This window comes from Enterococcus sp. DIV0574, from assembly GCF_051711125.1.
Taxonomy (GTDB): domain Bacteria; phylum Bacillota; class Bacilli; order Lactobacillales; family Enterococcaceae; genus Enterococcus_D; species Enterococcus_D gallinarum.
The window spans coordinates 2,433,395-2,452,834 of sequence record NZ_JBIOMA010000001.1 but is presented as its reverse complement, the minus strand read 5'-3'; the positions used below and the strand labels follow the sequence as shown (position 1 = coordinate 2,452,834).

Sequence of the window (19,440 nt, the reverse complement as noted above, 5' to 3'; positions counted from 1 at the left end):
TTTATGAAAACATTTACATCAAGTAGTGATCCATAATAGGTTTGTAGGAAAGGAGGGGCGCAAATGGCTGTTTATACATGTACGTTAAATCTAGCGATCGATCTTTTTATCGAAACAGATGAGATGAAACCATTTCAAGTGAATCGCGCAAAGGATGATGATATCCAAGCCAATGGAAAAGGGGTCAATGTCTCATTGATCATGAAAAAACTTGGTATCGATAGTACAGCATTGGGTTTCAAAGCTGGTTTTACTGGTAATTATATTGAGGACTACTTGCATCAACAAGCGATTCAGACCGATTTTGTTCCCGTTCCGGGATTTACGCGAATCAACGTTTTTACGCATGTAAATCGCGATAATAAGGAGTACAAACTTGTGAATAAGGGACCTGAAATTTCAAAAAAGCAGATCAATCTTTTGCTAGACCAAGTTAGACATTTGCAAGCTGGTGACTATCTTTGTGTATCTGGGAGTATGCCACAAGGTGTCTCGCCCAAAATTCTTATAGCAATCAGTCGTATTTGCTTTGAAAAGCAAGTGAATCTGATTATTGATTCAAGTTATTCAGAGGTGTTGGAATGTCTGCCTTATCAGCCCTTCTTGTTAAAGCCCAATGAAGAAGAGCTGCAAGCATGGTATCAGACCGAAATCAATGATCGCAAAGGCTATATCGACTACGCAAAACGATTGGTGGCTAGTGGTGCGCAAAATGTGCTGCTCTCTTTGGGAGGAGAAGGCGGCCTTCTTTTGACGAAAGATACGGTCTACTCTGGAAACTCTCCTAAAGGCAAAGTAGTGAATACAGCATGTGCCGGAGATACGTTGCTAGGAACATTTCTTGCAGGGTATTTAACAGGTGAGCCGCTGGATGTCAATTTGAAGAAAGGATTAGCTGCTGGCAGTTCAACCGCTTTTCGTAAGGGATTAACTGATTTTTCGGATGTTGCAGAGTTGGAAGAACAAATTGAAATCAAAAGAAGGAGCGAATAAAAAATGACAACTTACAAGATTGTTGCTGCAACGGGCTGTCCCACTGGGATCGCCCATACCTATATGGCACAAGAAGCGTTGGAACAAGCCGCCAAACGCAAAGGAATAGCTATTAAAGTAGAGACTCATGGACAAGTGGGGATAGAAAACCAGTTAACGCCAGAAGAGATAAAAAATGCGGATGCGGTCATTATTGCTGCAGATAAAGATGTCCAAGCGGAACGTTTTGCGGGAAAACGCGTGATCAATGTTCCGGTCAGCAAAGGAATCAAAGATGCCGATCAGCTAATTGAAGAAGCATTGAGAGGGTCGCTGATTGCAGAAAACAAGACGGTCGATGCATTGGAGCAAGCAGATGGGGGAATGGCTGCTGGAATCGGACATAGTATTTATAAAAATCTGATGAATGGTGTTTCTCATATGCTGCCATTTGTCGTAGCAGGGGGCGTGATCATCGCCGTCTCATTCGCAATCTGGGGTGTCTACTCTTTTGATCCTAATGATCCCACCTATAATCCGACATCAGCGATGTTAAAAGGAATTGGGGATACGGCAATGGGAATGATGGTCCCTATTTTAGCGGCTTACATTGCTGAAGGGATTGCTAAACGACCTGGTTTGGTGGTGGGATTTGTCGGCGGCTTGTTGGCCAATGCTGGTGGCGCTGGTTTTCTAGGCGGGATCTTTGCTGGATTCTTAGCTGGGTACTTTATTCTGTTCTTGCAAAAAGTCATGAAAGGATTACCGAAACAATTAGATGGATTGAAGGCTATTTTCTTATATCCAGTGATTGGTGTTTTAGTCATTGGTGTGGTGATGTCTTTGTTAGCAAGCCCGATGGAGGCGATCAATCAAGGTATGATGGATTTCTTGGCAGGATTCCAGAATTCGAATCCATTGATTTTAGGCATCATTGTTGGCTGTATGTCCGCATTTGATATGGGCGGTCCCGTCAATAAAGCCGCTTACGTTACGGGAACGGCATTGTTAGCTCAAGGAAACCATACCTTTATGGCAGGTGTTTCTGCGGCATGTATCGCGCCACCATTGATTACGGGATTTGCTGTCTTATTTTTTGGGAAATATTTTGATACGAACGACCGCAATGCAGGGCTAGTCAACTTTATTTTAGGATCAACGCATATTACTGAAGGGGCGATTCCCTTTGCAGCCAAAGATCCTCTGCGTGTTCTGCCTACGATGATGTTGGGTTCATCGATCGCAGCGGTTTTGACCTATATGTTTGGAGTCCAAGTTCCTGCTCCTCATGGCGGCTTCTTAGTATTGCCGGTTGTCACGGGGAAAATTGCTTGGGTAGGTTCGATTTTACTTGGCTCGATCATAGGTGGAGTGATTTTAGGGTTCATCCAAAAACGCAGTGTACAAAAACGTGAAGCAGAAGTTTCAGCTGATGAATGGAAAGAAACAGCGAAAGAATAGAAAAGAGGAAGACAAATGACGTTGATCAAAACAGACCACATTTTTATGAAGCGAGATTTTGTGACACAAGACGAAATAATGACCTTCCTTGCAGCACAAGCAGTTACTCTAGGCATCAGCAGTGATCAAGCTGCTGTTTATAGAAAATTGCTAACAAGAGAAGAGGAGAGTACAACGGGGATGATGGATGGATTTGCTATCCCTCATGCGAAAGATCACAGTATCGAAGAAGCCAATGTCATCATCGTCCAATTAAATAGCAAAATCGATTGGAAAAGTTTGGATGGGGAAGGAACTGATTTTATTATTGCTCTTTTTATACCTGATTCAGAAGCGGGAACGACTCATTTGAAACTATTGTCTCAAGTGGCACGGCTTTTGATGCATAAAGAGGTGACAAATTGTTTGAAGCAAGCACAGTCTCCTGATGAAATTGCCGAAATTTTAAATGGAAAACTGGCAGAAAACTAAAAAAGGAAGTAGTGAAAGCATGACATTATCAAATAAGCAAGCATATATCCAACAGCTATGTAATGAAAATGGCATTATTAGTGCTTTAGCCATTGATCAACGAGGGGCTTTGAAAAAAATGATTGGCAGATTCCAAGACCATTCAGTCACGACAGAGCAAATCAGTGCCTTCAAAAAAATCGTGTCAGCCGAGTTGACGCCCTATGCCTCAGCAATTTTACTAGATCCAGAGTACGGATTGCCAGCAGCCCAAGTTCGGGATGAACAAGCTGGATTATTGTTAGCCTACGAGAAAACCGGTTATGATGCTTCAACTCCGGGTCGTTTGCCTGATCTTTTGTCCAACTGGTCTGTGAAACGGCTAAAAGAAAATGGCGCGGATGCTTGTAAGTTTTTGCTCTATTATGATGTGGACGAACCTGACGAGATCAATGATCAAAAGAAGGCATTTATCGAACGGATTGGTTCGGAATGCCTTGCTGAAAATCTACCATTTTTCTTAGAACTGGTTTCTTATGATGCTGCTATCCCAGACACCACTTCGAAAGAATATGCTTTGAAAAAGCCTCATAAAGTAAACGATATGATGCGAGAATTTTCGCAAGCATACTATGGCGTTGATGTCTTAAAAGTGGAAGTCCCTGTGAATATGAACTATGTAGAGGGCTATGCGGAGGAAGCTGCTTATACTAAAGAAGAAGCGGCGGTTTATTTCAAAGAGCAAGCGGAAGCAACGGATCTGCCCTATATTTTCTTGAGTGCAGGGGTTTCAGCTGAGTTGTTCCAAGAAACGTTGAAGTTTGCCAAAACATCCGGCTCAAAATTCAATGGCGTACTTTGTGGACGAGCAACCTGGGCAAACGGTGTAGAGCCTTTTGTGACTCAGGGAGAAGGTGCGGCGAAAGAGTGGCTGCAGACCCAAGGACGTACAAATATTGAAGCGCTAAACAATGTTCTGCAAAAGACTGCTACACCGATTCACTTGTAATAAAAACGTCCTTTAGAAACAACTGAAAATCAATTCTATCGGTTCCTTCGTTCTCTTCAGTGAATGAAGGGCCTTTTTGTTTGGATGAACCAAACGAATAGCGGTCAAGAATTTCTAGTTAGGTGGTAGAATAAAGCTAGTATTCGTTGTTACAGATAAATAAGGATGCGTTCTTTTCCCGAAAATCTGAGATAACAGTAGGAAAAATGTTGTGTCATAGAAGAAAGGAGTTTTCGATGGAAACTCGTGTATTAAAGTATTTTCTAGCAATAGCCGAGGAACAAAATATTACCCAAGCAGCTAAAAAGCTGAACATTACGCAACCCACTTTAAGCAGACAAATTCGAGAGTTTGAAGAGCGTTTGCACACAGAATTGTTTGTGCGCCAAAATAAGAAACTTTATTTAACAGAAGCAGGTCTGTTTTTAAAAAAGCGCGCAGAAGAAATTCTTGAATTGAATCAGAAAACAGAACAAGAATTGTTCAATTATCAGGAGACGATTCTGAATGGACAAATTGCGATTGGTTGTGTGGAAGCAGAAAACTCCTATTTGCTCACACAAATCATCGAAGAAATGGTTACTGATCACCCCCAAGTGTCTTTTACTATTTTTAGCGGAACTAGTAATGATATTCTGGAAAAACTTGATAAAGGCTTGCTTGATGTGGCGATTTTGATTGATCCTGCAACGACGGATCAATACAATCGGCTGACATTGCCTAAGAAAGAAGTCTGGGGGCTTTTTGTTGCAAATGAACACCCGCTGGCTGATCAAAGCAGTATCTCACCTGCAGACATCCTCACCACACCGTTGATTTGTTCGAGTCGTAAAGAAGTTTTGGAAATGTTTTGCACGTGGGGCGGGTTCGTTGAAGAAGAGTTGACGATCGTCGGGAGATACAATTTGATTTTTAATGTCCTTTTATTGGTCGAAAACAATGTTGGTGCTGCTTTAGCAATTGCTGGAGCGATTCATCATCGAGAAAACCAAACAAAATTCATCCCCTTTTCGCCACCTCTGGAAACGAACTGTGTTCTGGTATGGAGGAAAGAGACGATTTTGGCGCCGACAGTCCAAACATTTTTGAAGAAATTCAAGCATGCTTTGCAAGCATAGAAATCAGCTTAACAAGTATTGGACGTTATGTGGATCAAGCAGTAACATGAACTTGTAAGTTATTGAAAGGATTGCCGCTTTATTGATTGTGAAAGCTGACAAAATGGCACAATGGTATCAGACAAAGAGGTATGCAAGGAGGAGACAAGCAATGGCAAAATTTGAAGAGGTAAAAGATGGCGTGATTTTCCCAAGTGGCGCAAAAAATGAATCGTATGCCCAATACTTTGTTGGACAAAGTTATTTAAACACTTTAGTTGCAGACCCCTCGGTCAATGTTGGCGTTGGGAATGTAACTTTTGAGCCAGGTTGCCGCAATAATTGGCATATTCATCATGATGGTTATCAGATTTTGCTGATTACTGGTGGTGAAGGCTGGTATCAAGAAGAAGGAAAACCAGCCCAATTTTTGACAGCAGGAGATATTGTCGTCACCCATGATGGCATCAAGCATTGGCATGGCGCAGCAAAAGATAGTTGGTTTGAACATCTGGCTATTACTGCCGGAACGCCTGAATGGCTCGAAGCTGTGGCGGAGGAAGACTATCAGCAGTTACAAAAATAAGGAGGCAATGAGAATGAAAAAACAAACAGCAGGAAGTGAACGGTTAGGTGACTTCGCCCCTCAGTTTGCGGCATTGAATGATGACGTATTATTCGGAGAAGTGTGGTCTAGAGAACAAGAATTGTCCGCCAGAGATCGTAGTTTGATCACTGTTGCCAGCCTTTTGACACAAGGTGTGCCTCAATTAGAAGCTCATTTGCGAATCGCCAAAGAAAATGGTGTGACTCAAGCAGAGATCGTTGAATTGATCACACACTTGGCTTTCTATGCCGGATGGCCTAAAGCATGGTCGGCATTCAATTTAGCCAAAGAAATTTATGCGGAAGAATAATTTTTCAGTCCTTTTTACCAGCAAGTTGATTCATTGGCTTCTCCCTTTTTCTGTAGTAGAGTAAAGATAAGCACTTACTAAAGAGGGGGAGTATCATGAAGGAAACACAATTGACGATCGAGACATTGCAACGGGCCCAAGAACGATTTGAAGAAACGTTGGCGCAAATGAGTATCGCGGAAGCGAACACGATGCCGGAGCCACTGATTAAGTCAGTCACTTGGCTGATCTGGCATACCGCTCGCGAAATCGATCTGCAGATTTCCGCATTAGCGGATCAAGAACCGCTTTGGCTAGCGGACTGGACGAAGCGATTTGCTTTGGATTTGCCTGACGATACAGAAGATTGGCGTCATACACCAGAAGAAGCCGCCAAGGTAATCGTTAATCAAAAAGAACTATTAGTGGATTATCTTTCCGCTAGTGTCGAGTTAGCAGTTAATTACCTTCAGTCTATTGATGAAACTAGCTTATCAGAAGTGATTGATGAGAACTGGACGCCAGCTGTGACACGACAAGCTCGGATCGTCTCCATCGTCGATGATGCAGTCATGCATTCGGGCCAAGCAGTCTATACAAGGAGATTAGTGATTGGGAAATAAAAGTTTTTAATGACATCAGAAATTTGAATCTTTGGCTGTTTTCTTGAAATATCGCTAAAATCTTCTTTAGAGCATTTACACCGGTGACGGGTTCCCTTATGATAAGCAAGGGAACCCGTTTTTTTTTGGGGTAAATCATTGATGACAGGAGCAATTAAAATAAATGAGAAATATTAAACTTACGATTGAATATGATGGCAAGCGCTATCTGGGGTGGCAACGTTTAGGCGATTCTGATCGAACGATCCAAGAGAAAATTGAAAGTATTTTGACACAAATGACAAATGAAAAAATCGAAATCATCGGGTCTGGACGTACAGATGCAGGGACGCATGCGAGAGGACAAGTAGCCAATTTCAAGACAGCAAGCGATTTGTCCCCCGAAAAAATGTTGCAATTCCTGAATCGCTACCTACCTCAAGACATCGTCATCAAAGAGGTCGCAGAAGCCTCTGAACGGTTCCATGCCCGTTACAATGCGACCGGCAAACAATACAGTTATTATGTTTGGAATAGTCCGATTCCAACCGTATTTGAACGTCATCGGAGTTTTCATTGTCCGCAAGAGCTTGATTGGGACAAAATGCAAGCAGCTTGTGAGAAGTTTATTGGCACTCATGATTTTATTGGCTTTTCTGCATTAAAAAAGACCAAAAAATCCACTACTCGTACAATCGAGGAACTCTCACTCACAAGAGAAGGAGATATGCTGCGTTTTCGCTTTAAAGGAGATGGCTTTCTTTATAAAATGGTACGGATCATCACCGGGACGATTTTAGAGATTGGTGCGGGTACAATGGACATTTCGGCGATCGATGAGATATTTACGAATCAAGTCCGAAAAGCAGCCGGAGAGACAGTGCCTTCCCAAGGATTGTTCCTAGATGCTGTTTACTACCACTAAAAAATAGAGCTTAAAAGTAAGGTGACATTATGGAATTTGCTAAGGCAGATTTTGATTTATTCGATCGTGAGGTATTTGCCTTTAAACAACTCAAAGACATCTACCCACCAGAAACAATTCAGCGGCTGAAAGAGGATTATCAGATGAGCTGGCAAAAATGGAAACATATCCAAATGACTGTCGCAACCAATGTATCAGCAGACCTTCAACCGAAAGTTGAGAGTTGGACGAATGGTTGGAATTTGCGCAGTCATTTTTGGTGTGCTTATCGGAATGAGGCACATCCGAATCAAAATGCCTGCCTAGCTGCATTGATCAATCAAAAGCAATATCAAGTCTATTTCATGTTCCAACATTACAAAAGTGGCCAACGTTCAGGGAGTTTAGCAGCATATAATGACTTACGCTGGCAGATTGAAGAATGGAGCAAAGACAAAAATTTGGCTGATTATTATATTTGGCCACAGGTGGAACATGAACTAGAAGATCATTGCCCATTAGCTGTATACCTCTCAGAGCCGCAAAAACAAAGACAACTTGAAGAAAAGCTGCAAGGACGCAGTTTTCAAATCGGCAAACTTTGGTTTCCATCAGAGAGCATCGAAGATGTTGAGAGATTGACGACTGAAGCATTAGAAGAATTAAGTCCATTGTATTTTTCACTAACAAGATAAACAATGCTCTTAAGATAACCAAACAGCAAAATACCTCGAACTGAACGATAGCTGATTTCTGTTCTACAGGAATTTCAGACCCTCCTATGTTGATGGTCTGTACCGCTATTTGTTCGGTTTTTTTGTCATTCAGAGAATTTTTTCTTTGGTCAGAAAGCGAATCAGTAGGCCAGATGAAGGAAATATGGTAATTTGCATATAAATCATTTCAAGTAATTGCAAGAGGATGGAACACTTCAAAGTTTTGCTGGCAGAGAGGATGAGAAGGATGGACGAGGAACGATTAAGTCAGCTTTACAATTTGATCATCAATCCAGGGACAAGAGATTGGGAACGATCCCAGTTGTTGGCAGCCCGAGATCGGTTAGAATCCGGACAAGAACAAAAAAATGTCCTATCAGAGTTGGAAGCTGCTTTGCGACCATTGGCACTTCGAGGCAACTTGACACCGGATTTACAGGATTTTTATGATCAGTTAAGAGGGATAGAAACAACTCAAACAACTCAAAAAACAAAGACACATCAAATCACTGACTGGAGTCATCAAGAAACAGCCATTTTTGCGGGGGGTTGTTTTTGGTGTATGGTGGAGCCTTTTGAACAGAAAACAGGGATCACTTCTGTTCTTTCAGGATATACCGGCGGGAATATCCCGCAGCCCACGTACGATCAAGTCAGTAGCGGGTTAAGCGGACATGTAGAAGCAGTGGAAATCATTTTTGACAATCGGTTGATTACGTATGAGGAGCTAGTCTCATTGTATTGGCAGTTGACGGATCCCACAGATGCTGGTGGACAGTTTCAAGATCGGGGAAAGCAGTACCGACCAATCATTTTTGTCGGAGATCCGCAGCAACAAGCGATTGCTGAAGCGTCAAAAGAACAGCTGCAAAGGTCAGGTCATTACGCAAAACCAATCATCACAGAGATTAGACCAGCCACGACTTTCTGGCCAGCCGAGAATTACCATCAAGGGTTTTACCAAAAAAATCCTCATCGGTATCGCCGGATTCAACGTGCCCGCAAACAATTGCTGGCCTATCAGCGGATTAAGCGATTCTTCAGTGGAACCAGATAATTGATAAAAGTGGCTGGTCAGAATAGGCAGAACAGCCGCTTTTGTTTCACTTTGATGCAAATGATTTAGACAATCGGCTAAAAAAAGATCGTTTTTTTTAGAATAACGTCTAAAGAAAGCGGATTCACATTCGCGTAAAATAGAAAACAGGAAGATAGGCAGAAAAGGAGAAAAGGAAGAATCATTCCCACAAAAAAGCGGTGTATTTGTATGTCCGACAACTTCAAAGGATTCACCAACGGCATCTGGTGGCCGTTTATTAGTAGTGGACAGTGCAGTGAATGATTCTTAGGGAGGAGTGGCTCAGAGAACTTGTAGCTGAATAGCAAGTAGTGAAAGGGGTAGTTTTTTAAGAGTGATCTCATTTTGATTTCAATAGGTAATCGGCAGTAATTGTTTTATAGAAAGGAGAAAGCAGGCCCCGTTTGAGTTTCTCTAAATGGAATAACCTATTTTGCTAGTTACGTAATAGACTGAATCATTCGTTTTTTTCAATGCATTTATTTTTATCCAAAAAAGGACGTGGAAAAATGAAAACATTTAAAAAATGGGTTTTTTTGCTTGCTGCTATGTTTGTAGGAATGTTTTATGGCATTGCTGTACATGCTGAAGAAGCAATTGACCAAATCGTTGCACCAACAGGATTTAAAGCTATTTTGGTTTTAGTTCCATTGGTCTTGGTTTTAGTTCTTTTATTTAGAAAGGTAGATATGATCATTGCTGGACTGGTTGCTGGTATACTAGCAATGATCATCGGAGGGATCAGTTTAGCAGAAGCCAATACGCAACTGCTGGAAGCTGTGCCAACGATGTTGAGTATCACTGTCCCCATCATCAATTCTGCTGTGGCAATGGCTGTTTTCAAAGCGGGAAGCTATACGGCAGCTTTGACTTTGGCTAAACGAGGAACAAGAGGCAAGGTAGAATATGTTTCTGCATTTATTGTCATTTTGCTTGCAGCAGCTACTTATATGTCTGGAATTGGCGGCGGCAGTGCAATGGTGATCGCACCACTGGCCTTTGCAGCAGTGGGAGTGGTTCCAGAATTGATTGCAGCCATGTCGCTAGCGGCAGCTGTTTCATTTACAACTTCTCCTGCCTCCTTAGAATCAAGTATTGTTTCCAAACTGGGCGGCTTTAGCGTTTCTTCTTATGTTGTTGAGATGCGTCCTTTTTGGTTGTTGTTTGTCGTGTTAGCTATCGCTTTGGCTTTTTGGGGAACGAAGCGCCGTCACATCGGCTTTAAAGCTTCTGCAGAAAATGAATATGAAACAAAAAGTAATGGCGAGTTGTTCAAAATCACATTACCAGCGATTTTCTTGCTTTTTGCAGTTATATTCGGCCCGCTAGTCAATGAGTTGATTGGTTTTGTTTTCTTCACACCGCTTGTTTATATGGTGATCACATTAGCATTGATTTACTTATGTACTGATTTTTCAATGAATCAATCGGTGGAAGCAATGGTAGATGGATCAACGTATATTCTGACTCGTCTTTTTCAAGTGGGAATCTTCTTGGCATTCATCAATATCATTGCGCAAACAGGAACGTTTGCCGTCATTGCTGGGGTAGCTCAAAATGCACCGGAATTTGTTGTAGTACCTGTGGCGATTTTAACCGGAGTCTTGATTGGCATTCCTGCCGGAGCGTATGTGGGCTCAGTGTTGACACTTGTTTTGCCAGTCGCCGTTTCCCTAGGATTCCCACCGATTGCTTTAGGTTTTGTCACAATGGGCGTGGGCTTAGGCAGTCAAATGAGTTTCGTCAACATCACGATGCAAGCATTATCTTCAGGATTCCAAATCCCCATTTTGGATGTGGTCAAAGGAAATGTGAAATGGCTAAGTCTTGCTTCAATTATATTGTTGTTCATTGGTTTGATTTTTGGGTAAGTAAGAGGGAGGAAAAGAAATGGATCTACTAATTAAACAAGCAAGAATCGAGGATGGAGAAGAGTTAAAAGACGTTGGCATTACTGCTGGCAAAATCGTCGAGATCGCACCATCCATCGAAACAGTTGCAAATGAGACCATCGAAGCCAATGGACGAGTGCTGATTCCCGGTCTTGTAGAAAGCCATATTCATTTGGATAAAGCATTGATCGCTGACCGTGAACCCAACAATTCCGGCACACTGCAAGAAGCTATCGCGGTTACTGCAAAATTAAAGCCAACTTTCACAGAGGAAGACATATACCAACGGGCAAAACAAGCACTTGAGATGCTGATCGTTCATGGTACGACAGCTGTGCGGACTCATGCAGAGTTTGATCCAGCCCAAGGATTTACGGGCTTTGATACAATCATGCGATTAAAAGAAGAATACAAGGATTTGATTGATATGCAAGTTGTCGCATTTCCCCAAGAAGGAATCTTCAAGGCGCCTGGTACTGATAAGATGATGATCGAAGCAATGGAAAAAGGTGCCGACGTTGTAGGAGGAATTCCTTATAATGATGCACCAGCCAATGAGCATATTGATTTGGTTTTTTCGATTGCCAAACAGTTTGATAAAGACATTGATCTCCATCAAGATTTCGCCGATGAAGCGGATGAGACATCAATTGTTTATCTGTGTGAGAAGACCATTAAAGAAGGCTATCATGGGCGTGTCTCCGTAGGTCATTTGACCGCGTTGCATGCGATGCCGCCTGAAAAATTAGCAGAAGTCATCTCATTGATGGCGGAAGCACAAATCAATGTCATGCCATTGCCTGCCACCGATCTTCATTTAGGGGCGAGAAACGATCCTTATAATGTGCGTCGTGCAGTCACTCCGATTCGCAAACTAAGAGATGGTGGTGTAAATATCTGCTTAGGAAGCAACAACATCCGCAATGCCTTCACACCTTATGGGAATGGGGACTTGATTCAGATTGCGATGCTAGCTGTTCCAGTTGCCCACTTAGGTGGGGCTTCCGACTTGCCGACGGTTTTACCGATGATCACTACCAACACGGCGAAAGCGTTGAAACTAGCTGATTATGGATTAGCTGTTGGTAAAAAAGCCGATCTTGTATTGTTAGATACAAAGTCGAAAAGCAATGCATTGATTGATATTCCCGAACGGGTTTATGTGATCAAGAACGGTCGTGTAACGGTTAAAATCGAGAAAACGATCGAAATCTTACGTTAAGGATCATGGAAAGATATTCTTTAGTGGAAAGAGGCGGAAATCAGTTCACTGACACAAAGGATATATCCTAGCTAGAGTTTGTTTTTTGATTCAAGGGGACAAAAACGACTGATTGCTGATCCATTGAAGTGGAATAGCAACATTTTAAACACAACACCTGCTCTTTTTTCTGATAGGAGAGCAGGTGTTGTGTTTTTTGGGGGAAAGGATGAATAACAAAATCAGCTGCAGTGACTGAATATTTCCTTCCTTTAGATACCATTACTTCACAATATATAGTATTTTTTAATCTTTTTCTTACACTCTGTTCACTATATATTGTATTTACTTTTTTTAAAGATTAGGTAAAATGGATCTTGAAGTTTGGAAGGAGCGCTGTTTTTGTCATAATCGTTTAGCAGGGATTTGTGTCGAAGTGAGGCAAACAAGCATAAAGAATCCGCCATTAAGACTCTGAGAAACGCACGAGTTTAGACGACAACCTGTTAGCAGAAGAGTGCCCGTTATTGGAAAAAGGACCTTCAATCTTGTAATACGTGCTGGATTTGATACACTAGAGAGGTTGCCACTGAGACATTAGTCGCGAGAAATCTTTTGTTATCAAAGAGAAATCAGTAAACAAGGTCTTTTATGAGTATTTTGCTGCTAACCAAATGCTATGTAAAGATACGCCTACGTTTTGAACCAGCTTCAGTGTTAGGTTTATCAGTGAGGGAAAAAGCGAGACAAGGATGGCTCAACGATATTTTAGTAAGAAGGATGGATGCATGTGTTATTGATAGCAGGAACGATTGGAGCAGGCAAAAGTAGTTTGACCGATTTTTTATCGAAGGAAATGGCTTCAAAACCATTTTATGAAAATGTTGAGGACAACGATGTGTTACCATTGTTCTACTCAAATCCAGAAAGATATGCTTTTTTGTTGCAAATCTTTTTTTTGAATAAAAGTTTTCTTGCAATGCGGGAAGCCTTGTCTCACGATGACAATGTGATCGACCGTTCGATTTATGAAGACAGCATGATGTTTCATTTGAATGCAGATCTTGGAAGGATCTCACCAATGGAAGTCGAGCAATACGACAATTTATTGAACACGATGCTGCGTGAGTTGGAAGACTCCGCCCCAATGAAACAACCAGACTTGATGATCCACATCAAAGTTTCTTTGGAGACTATGATCGATCGGATCGGTAAGCGAGGACGTTCGTATGAACAGGTGGCAAATGATCCAAGTTTGTATGATTACTACAAATTGTTGAACGAACGGTATGATGCTTGGTATGAAAATTTTGATGTCTGTCCGAAAATGCAGATCGATGGGGATGAACTAGATTTTGTAGCAGACCCTCAAAACTTGAACAAAATTATGAAAATGATCGAAACAAAGCTAGCCGAGATACGTACAGGAAAAGAGAAAGGAATCTATCAAACCCAGCGGGCTGTTGTAAAAGGCGATTTCTCAGAAAAGTGATTGTTCCATAGAGTCTTCCCCTTCACAAGGAAAAAATAAAATCAAAAGAGGGTGCCTGTTTTCAAAAAAACATGCTAAAATCATATCGATACTGAATGGCTGCCATTGTTGAAGCAGAGAGGGGAAAGGCAATTGAATGTAGAGAAATTTATTGCAGCACGAAAGGCTGCCGGGATGTCACAAAAAGAACTTTCAGAGGGTATTTGCACACAAGCAACTCTGAGCAGGTTTGAAAATAATGGACAAGTCCCTTCCTTGAAAATATTGATCAAGTTATGCAATCGAATCAATCTGCCTTTAGTGGATCTTTTTTCTTCAATCAATGTGGTGAATTCACAACTAGATGAACAACTAGAAAAAGCTGAATTTTCGCTGATTACCAGTGAATTTGAACAATTGGCTCAAATTTTGGAGAAAATCGATCCCAAAACGATCAAAGACGCCGATTTAAGAGCTCGTTATTATTATCTTAAAGGATTCGAGATGGTTTTTAACCAGGCGCCGTTCACGGATGTCTTGTTCCATTTTGATCAATTGCTGATGTCAAAGACGACCGACACAGTATTTCAACTGCTGGCCTACACGGGGATCGGCATCGCTTATGCGCGTGAAGCTGAGTTGGAAAAAGCGGAAGTATATTTCGATAAAGTATTTAGCGAAATTTATACGTATCCCATCCAAACAACGGAAGACATCTGGCGCGTTTTGAATATCGTTTTCCATTGCGGGGTTTTTTACGCGCAAACGAATGATCTTGAAACCAGCAACGCACTATTAAATTATGCGATCGCCATTTGCTCAGAGAATCATTTGACCTATTATCTGGCCCGTGCAGCTGCACAGTTGGCCAAAAATGCCCAAGCTGCCGGCGAACCAGCTTCTGTCATTCTAGAATTGATACAAGATGCACTTGCGTTTGCAAAAATCAACAAAAATCGGCTGTTGATCAATGAGTTAAATCAGATGAAAAAACAGCTATAATGATGCATGACTAAAGCAAATGAAAATGAGTCGTTATTTTTGATCCGTTTTATAGGGAACAACCTTTGATCTAGCAACGAAAGATCGAAGGTTGTTCTTTTTTTATATAAGATTAGCGCGGCTTTGTATATAAAAAAATATATAATTATATTGACAAAAATGTTTTAAAGGAGTATTCTCTGATTGTGAAAATACTAACAAAAATGATGGTTCGCTAGCGAGTCGTTTGATTTTTGGAATCAAAGAAGGGATACAAATGGGTGAAAACTTTTTTCGAGAAGAAACAAGGGTCATTCATAGAATGGGTACAACCATCACATTACAAGTTGCCCATAACGATCCAATGTGGTTACTATCAGAATTAGAACGCCTGCTGCATGAATATGAAACACGATTTAGCGCAAACGATCCCCACTCAGAATTGATGGCGGTGAATCACGCAGCTGGTCAACATCCTGTGGTCGTCGATCCAGAACTTTATGAGCTGATCAAAATCGGCAAATATCATAGTTGTGCAGCAGACAGTCACTTGAATATTGCGATTGGTCCTCTTGTCCAAAGATGGCGGATCGGATTTACGGATGCAAAAGTCCTCACACCCTCAGAAGTAACTGCACTATTGCCATTGACAGACCCGCAACAAATTCGTCTGAATGAGGAAGAGCAAAGTGTCTTCTTGGAAAAACAGGGAATGCTGCTAGACCTCGGTTCATTAGCTAAGGGCTACATTGCTGATAAATTACGAATGTACTGTCATCAGAACCATGCTGTTTATGCTTTGATCAATTTAGGCGGTAATATCGTGACCTATGGCGCGTCTCCTAAACATCAGGATGGTTTTTGGCGTATCGGTATCAGAGACCCCCAAGGAACAAGGCAGCAATCATTGGAGATCATCAAAGTCAAGAATGCCTCTCTTGTGACTTCTGGTATCTATGAACGCTATTTACAGCAAGGAGCATCCGTTTATCATCACATCATTGATCCAAAAACAGGCTTTCCAACCAAAAGTGACTTAGCGAGTCTGACCATTGTTTCTAAGTCATCGTTGGAAGGAGAAATCTGGACAACTCGTTTATTTGGTAAACCGATCGTTCAAGTGGTGGATCAATTGAAAGCTCAGACCGGAATCGAAGGAATCTTTGTCACAAGGGAGAATCGGGTCTGCCACACGTCAGGGATCAAAGAAAATTATTTTGGAAAGGAAGAATAAAAAATGAAATTTATAGGCTTAGTAGGAACCAACTCATCACGATCAACGAATCGCGATTTGTTAAACTTCATGAAAAACTTTTTTGCTAGTGAAGCGGAGATCGAACTTGTCGAAATCGCCGGTCTTCCCTTATTCAATAAGCCGGAAGACCATGAGTTGCCGGAAGCAGTCAGAAGGATTGCAGAAAAAATTGAAGCTGCTGATGGCGTGATTATCAGTACCCCAGAATATGACCACGCCGTTCCAGCTTCGCTGATCAATGCCTTGAATTGGCTTTCTTATGGTATTTTTCCTTTTGTTGATAAGCCCGTTATGATCACAGGGGCGTCGTATGGCACACTAGGGTCTTCCAGAGCACAGGCTCATTTGCGGCAGATTTTAGATTCACCGGAATTAAAAGCACGGATCATGCCAAGTTCAGAATTTCTTTTGGGGCATTCATTGCAAGCTTTTGATGAACAAGGACGCCTGAAAGATGAAGAGCAAGTAACAAAATTGCGGGAACTATTCAGTGATTTTCTCTTGTTTGTGACGATCACAAGTCAGTTACAACATGCCCATCAAGCCAATAAACGTGAAGCAGAAAATTTTTCTTGGGAAACCATTTAATTGCGATAGGAGATAGAAAAGATGAAATTAATCGGTATCGTCGGATCAACAGCAGAAGTTTCAACCAATCGAAAATTATTAACATTCATCAAAAAACAATTCACCGAACTTTTTACTTTGGAACTTGTCGAAATCAAAGATTTGCCATTATTCAATCAAGATGATGATCAAACGAACAGTCCAGAGATCCAGCAACTAAATCGAAAAATCATTTTAGCCGATGGCGTAATCATTGCTACACCAGAACACAATCATACAGTACCAGCAGGCCTGAAAAGTGTCTTGGAATGGCTTTCATTTAAGATTCATCCTCTTGAAAATAAGCCAGTAATGGTCGTGGGTGCTTCGTATTATGATCAAGGAACTTCCAGATCACAGTTGCATTTGCGTCAAATCTTGGATGCCCCAGGAGTCAATGCACTTGTGATGCCGGGGAATGAGTTTTTACTAGGAAAGTCAAAAGAAGCTTTTGATGAAGATGGGAATCTGATCGATCAACGAACAATTGATTTTTTAGGCAGCACGTTAGCAAGCTTCGTCAAATTTATTAACGTAGTCTCTGCATTAGCTGGACCTAAACAATTGCCACCAGAAGATTTACATGCGACTGGGAAGATCGCTACAACGGTGGAAGGCGTTGATATGTCTGATGATCAATGGCTTGAGAAAGCTGCAGAAGCAGTAGGGGCCGTTTCTGGAAATACTTATGTTCAGTTAAATCGTGGATTATTGACCGTCGATCAAATCAATTACTTTTTAGATTCAATGCCGATGGAGTTGACCTTTGCGGATAGCAATAATCAATTCTTGTATTATAACTTGCGTCAAGAAGCCCATGAAATGTTGGCAGCTCGTGTTCCCGGTCAGGTGGGCAATCCATTAGCAAACTGTCACCCTGAAAAATCATATAAAAATGTGGAATGGGTGATCCAACAATTGCGCAGCGGCGCTACAGATGCTGTTCGGGTTCATGTACCAAAACAGGTTCCAGAGAAATACATTGTCCACAATTACCAAGCCATGCATGATGAAAATGGCGAATATGCAGGTATCAACGAGTATATTCTAGATTTCAAACCAATCATTGAATGGTATCTGCAACAAACCGGTCAAAAATTGGTGGGAAACGAAGATGCTGTCTCTAGCGCTTCTGTTCACGAGAACTCAGATGCTGTTACCAGTGCTTCTGTCCATGAAGATAACGCAGAGTCAGCTACGACAACTGGTGCGTCAGAGGCTGTCGTAGTCGATGCTGTTTCTAGTGCATCTGTAAAATAAAAGAGGACTAAATTTTTCCTATCCTAAAGGAGATAGAGGAATAAAATGATTCGATCAAAACTAACTGAGTGCAACTTCTTGTTTGCTCCAGAATAGTTTTGATCTTTTTTATATCACTTGAACCGCATAATTGACGGCAATGAGAGAGCATCGTCTTTTCTGATAGATTAACTGAGATCAAGTGATTCACGAAACTTTCTTGAAAAATTTGCATATTTCGATTTTCATTCCTATAATTGATAGGGAGGCCGTTGCTTCTCTGCTAGAAAGTCGCTGCTTGTTTTTCCATTGTTAAAAATCTTTCATCTTCTATAGCTTGCTTCATCAGTTATGCCGTGTTTTTCATTGAAGATCTTGTTTTCTTCTGATCATTTACATACTAATTTTTTCCCAAACAACCACTTATAAAAGATGTCGCTCCCAATAGGGGCTAGAGGAGGAATGTCATGAATTTAACTACCAAACTATTACGTCCATTGGGCTCTGGCATCGCAATGGGCGTTCCTTTGATTACTGGGATTCTTTCCAAAGACCCCATGATTTGTTCTGTTGGAGCCATGGGAGCTTTTTCTTATTTGGCTTTTCAGCACCGTTCCTTCAGTTACAATTTAAAAGCAATCCTGATCCACGGTTTTGCATTGTTGAGTGCCTTTATTTTAGGGGCGATTACTTCATTGATTCCTTGGAGTGCACCGTTTATTATCGGCTGCTTATCCTTCACGGCTTTTTTACTTTCCAAAATCTACCGCTTGCCAAAACCAGATTATTTCTTTGTACTGATGCTCTACGCAACGGGATTCAATTTTCACCATCAAACACAGAATGTGACAGATGCTTTACTGGCGATTCTTCATCAAAGCTCCTATCTTCTTTATGGAATCGTAGGTTCTCTGGCGGCCGGGTTGCTGATTTCCGCTGCAGAAAGGCTGCCTTTTCATTTACCCAAAGATCGCTTTCAGCAGCTTTCTCTCAAAGATAAGTATTATGTCGCTCTTTACCACCAACCGGAAATGATCCTAAAAGCGATGCATTTTTCGATGATTTTATTTATTGCTACTTATAGTGGATATCTGTTGAGAGCAAGCAATGGTTATTGGATCTTGATTTCTGCAGCCGCGGTACTCGCTGGCGAACATATGGAAAACATCAAAAAAAGGACAATCGGTCGTGTGCTAGGAGGAATAGTTGGTCTCTTATTAGGTTTCTTACTCATGGCACTGGATTTACCATTAGAAGCAAAAGCTGCTATTTTGATTGTATTGAATGTATTGACGGAATATTTCATGCCTGTCAATTATACGATCGCCAACTTCTTTACCAATCCGCAAGTGCTGCTTTTGATGACTATCGGCAGTAGTTTTGTACCACTCCATCTGATTCCTTGGCGTTTCTCGGGAACATTGATCGGTAGTTTATTGGCTATGGGATTGATTTTTCTCATGGATTTTGCGTTAAAGCAAATCCAGCAAAGCATGATCTATCGCAAAGAATGATTGCTTGTTGAACAATGCCAGCTGACTTTAGAAATTAGAGCTGTCTGGCTTTCTATCTGCCAGGATTTGCTTTATCATAAAGAGAGAATGACAGAC

General features: G+C 41.4%; 19 protein-coding genes. All 19 read left to right on the top strand.

Annotated elements, in window-relative coordinates:
- Positions 1-63 precede the first annotated feature (63 nt).
- The 19 genes from pfkB (at position 64) to IGJ45_RS11795 (ending at position 19,344) form a co-directional block, all read left to right on the top strand.
- Positions 64-993, top strand: a complete 930-nt coding sequence (gene pfkB, locus IGJ45_RS11885; RefSeq protein ID WP_349703611.1) for a 1-phosphofructokinase — start codon at positions 64-66, stop codon at positions 991-993.
- Positions 994-996: 3 nt separating this feature from the next.
- Positions 997-2,433, top strand: a complete 1,437-nt coding sequence (locus IGJ45_RS11880) for a PTS fructose transporter subunit IIC (RefSeq protein WP_005470752.1) — start codon at positions 997-999, stop codon at positions 2,431-2,433.
- A 15-nt stretch (positions 2,434-2,448) separates the two neighbouring features.
- Positions 2,449-2,904, top strand: coding sequence for a fructose PTS transporter subunit IIA (locus tag IGJ45_RS11875; RefSeq protein ID WP_005470755.1), 456 nt, complete (start codon positions 2,449-2,451; stop codon positions 2,902-2,904).
- 19 nt (positions 2,905-2,923) lie between these two features.
- Complete coding sequence (gene lacD, locus IGJ45_RS11870) at positions 2,924-3,892, top strand: tagatose-bisphosphate aldolase (protein ID WP_103300981.1); 969 nt, start codon at positions 2,924-2,926, stop codon at positions 3,890-3,892.
- A gap of 236 nt (positions 3,893-4,128) precedes the next feature.
- Entirely contained in the window at positions 4,129-5,010 is an 882-nt protein-coding gene (locus tag IGJ45_RS11865) for a LysR family transcriptional regulator (RefSeq protein ID WP_081131533.1), read from the top strand.
- A 151-nt stretch (positions 5,011-5,161) separates the two neighbouring features.
- A complete protein-coding gene (locus tag IGJ45_RS11860; protein WP_349703609.1) occupies positions 5,162-5,575 on the top strand; it encodes a cupin domain-containing protein in 414 nt (137 codons plus the stop codon).
- A 13-nt stretch (positions 5,576-5,588) separates the two neighbouring features.
- Positions 5,589-5,906, top strand: coding sequence for a carboxymuconolactone decarboxylase family protein (locus tag IGJ45_RS11855; protein ID WP_005470766.1), 318 nt, complete (start codon positions 5,589-5,591; stop codon positions 5,904-5,906).
- Between the two features lie 95 nt (positions 5,907-6,001).
- Entirely contained in the window at positions 6,002-6,508 is a 507-nt protein-coding gene (locus IGJ45_RS11850) for a DinB family protein (protein WP_003125858.1), read from the top strand.
- Positions 6,509-6,671: 163 nt separating this feature from the next.
- A complete protein-coding gene (gene truA / locus IGJ45_RS11845) occupies positions 6,672-7,412 on the top strand; it encodes a tRNA pseudouridine(38-40) synthase TruA (protein WP_003125859.1) in 741 nt (246 codons plus the stop codon).
- Between the two features lie 29 nt (positions 7,413-7,441).
- The gene (locus IGJ45_RS11840) at positions 7,442-8,086 is read left to right on the top strand and encodes a glucose-6-phosphate 1-dehydrogenase family protein (protein ID WP_081131530.1); all 645 of its coding nucleotides are present in this window, start codon (positions 7,442-7,444) and stop codon (positions 8,084-8,086) included.
- A gap of 268 nt (positions 8,087-8,354) precedes the next feature.
- Positions 8,355-9,164, top strand: coding sequence for a peptide-methionine (S)-S-oxide reductase MsrA (gene msrA, locus IGJ45_RS11835; protein WP_349703608.1), 810 nt, complete (start codon positions 8,355-8,357; stop codon positions 9,162-9,164).
- A gap of 581 nt (positions 9,165-9,745) precedes the next feature.
- Entirely contained in the window at positions 9,746-11,056 is a 1,311-nt protein-coding gene (locus IGJ45_RS11830) for a citrate transporter (RefSeq protein ID WP_409531708.1), read from the top strand.
- A 19-nt stretch (positions 11,057-11,075) separates the two neighbouring features.
- A complete protein-coding gene (locus IGJ45_RS11825; protein ID WP_349703606.1) occupies positions 11,076-12,299 on the top strand; it encodes an amidohydrolase family protein in 1,224 nt (407 codons plus the stop codon).
- A 763-nt stretch (positions 12,300-13,062) separates the two neighbouring features.
- On the top strand, positions 13,063-13,770 hold the full coding sequence (locus tag IGJ45_RS11820) for a deoxynucleoside kinase (RefSeq protein ID WP_060814549.1): 708 nt from the start codon (positions 13,063-13,065) through the stop codon (positions 13,768-13,770).
- A gap of 132 nt (positions 13,771-13,902) precedes the next feature.
- Positions 13,903-14,751 carry a helix-turn-helix domain-containing protein gene (locus IGJ45_RS11815; RefSeq protein ID WP_005470778.1) on the top strand — a complete coding sequence of 283 codons (849 nt, stop codon included), beginning with the start codon at positions 13,903-13,905 and terminating at the stop codon, positions 14,749-14,751.
- 256 nt (positions 14,752-15,007) lie between these two features.
- Positions 15,008-15,964: an FAD:protein FMN transferase gene (locus IGJ45_RS11810; protein WP_003125867.1), complete on the top strand. Its 957-nt coding sequence runs from the start codon at positions 15,008-15,010 to the stop codon at positions 15,962-15,964.
- A gap of 3 nt (positions 15,965-15,967) precedes the next feature.
- Entirely contained in the window at positions 15,968-16,573 is a 606-nt protein-coding gene (locus IGJ45_RS11805; RefSeq protein ID WP_021150173.1) for an NADPH-dependent FMN reductase, read from the top strand.
- 21 nt (positions 16,574-16,594) lie between these two features.
- A complete protein-coding gene (locus IGJ45_RS11800; protein ID WP_003125869.1) occupies positions 16,595-17,851 on the top strand; it encodes an NAD(P)H-dependent oxidoreductase in 1,257 nt (418 codons plus the stop codon).
- Positions 17,852-18,297: 446 nt separating this feature from the next.
- Entirely contained in the window at positions 18,298-19,344 is a 1,047-nt protein-coding gene (locus IGJ45_RS11795) for an FUSC family protein (RefSeq protein WP_171918082.1), read from the top strand.
- Positions 19,345-19,440 lie beyond the last annotated feature (96 nt).

Bases quoted from the DNA above. Each gene is read 5' to 3' on its own strand.
- IGJ45_RS11875 (WP_005470755.1), top strand. From the start codon at position 2,449: ATGACGTTGATCAAAACAGACCACATTTTTATGAAGCGAGATTTTGTG.
- IGJ45_RS11810 (WP_003125867.1), top strand. From the start codon at position 15,008: ATGGGTGAAAACTTTTTTCGAGAAGAAACAAGGGTCATTCATAGAATG.
- IGJ45_RS11830 (WP_409531708.1), top strand. From the start codon at position 9,746: ATGTTTTATGGCATTGCTGTACATGCTGAAGAAGCAATTGACCAAATC.
- IGJ45_RS11825 (WP_349703606.1), top strand. From the start codon at position 11,076: ATGGATCTACTAATTAAACAAGCAAGAATCGAGGATGGAGAAGAGTTA.
- IGJ45_RS11795 (WP_171918082.1), top strand. From the start codon at position 18,298: ATGAATTTAACTACCAAACTATTACGTCCATTGGGCTCTGGCATCGCA.
- lacD (WP_103300981.1), top strand. From the start codon at position 2,924: ATGACATTATCAAATAAGCAAGCATATATCCAACAGCTATGTAATGAA.
- IGJ45_RS11840 (WP_081131530.1), top strand. From the start codon at position 7,442: ATGGAATTTGCTAAGGCAGATTTTGATTTATTCGATCGTGAGGTATTT.
- IGJ45_RS11865 (WP_081131533.1), top strand. From the start codon at position 4,129: ATGGAAACTCGTGTATTAAAGTATTTTCTAGCAATAGCCGAGGAACAA.
- IGJ45_RS11805 (WP_021150173.1), top strand. From the start codon at position 15,968: ATGAAATTTATAGGCTTAGTAGGAACCAACTCATCACGATCAACGAAT.
- IGJ45_RS11820 (WP_060814549.1), top strand. From the start codon at position 13,063: ATGCATGTGTTATTGATAGCAGGAACGATTGGAGCAGGCAAAAGTAGT.
- truA (WP_003125859.1), top strand. From the start codon at position 6,672: ATGAGAAATATTAAACTTACGATTGAATATGATGGCAAGCGCTATCTG.
- IGJ45_RS11880 (WP_005470752.1), top strand. From the start codon at position 997: ATGACAACTTACAAGATTGTTGCTGCAACGGGCTGTCCCACTGGGATC.
- IGJ45_RS11850 (WP_003125858.1), top strand. From the start codon at position 6,002: ATGAAGGAAACACAATTGACGATCGAGACATTGCAACGGGCCCAAGAA.
- pfkB (WP_349703611.1), top strand. From the start codon at position 64: ATGGCTGTTTATACATGTACGTTAAATCTAGCGATCGATCTTTTTATC.
- IGJ45_RS11800 (WP_003125869.1), top strand. From the start codon at position 16,595: ATGAAATTAATCGGTATCGTCGGATCAACAGCAGAAGTTTCAACCAAT.
- msrA (WP_349703608.1), top strand. From the start codon at position 8,355: ATGGACGAGGAACGATTAAGTCAGCTTTACAATTTGATCATCAATCCA.
- IGJ45_RS11855 (WP_005470766.1), top strand. From the start codon at position 5,589: ATGAAAAAACAAACAGCAGGAAGTGAACGGTTAGGTGACTTCGCCCCT.
- IGJ45_RS11860 (WP_349703609.1), top strand. From the start codon at position 5,162: ATGGCAAAATTTGAAGAGGTAAAAGATGGCGTGATTTTCCCAAGTGGC.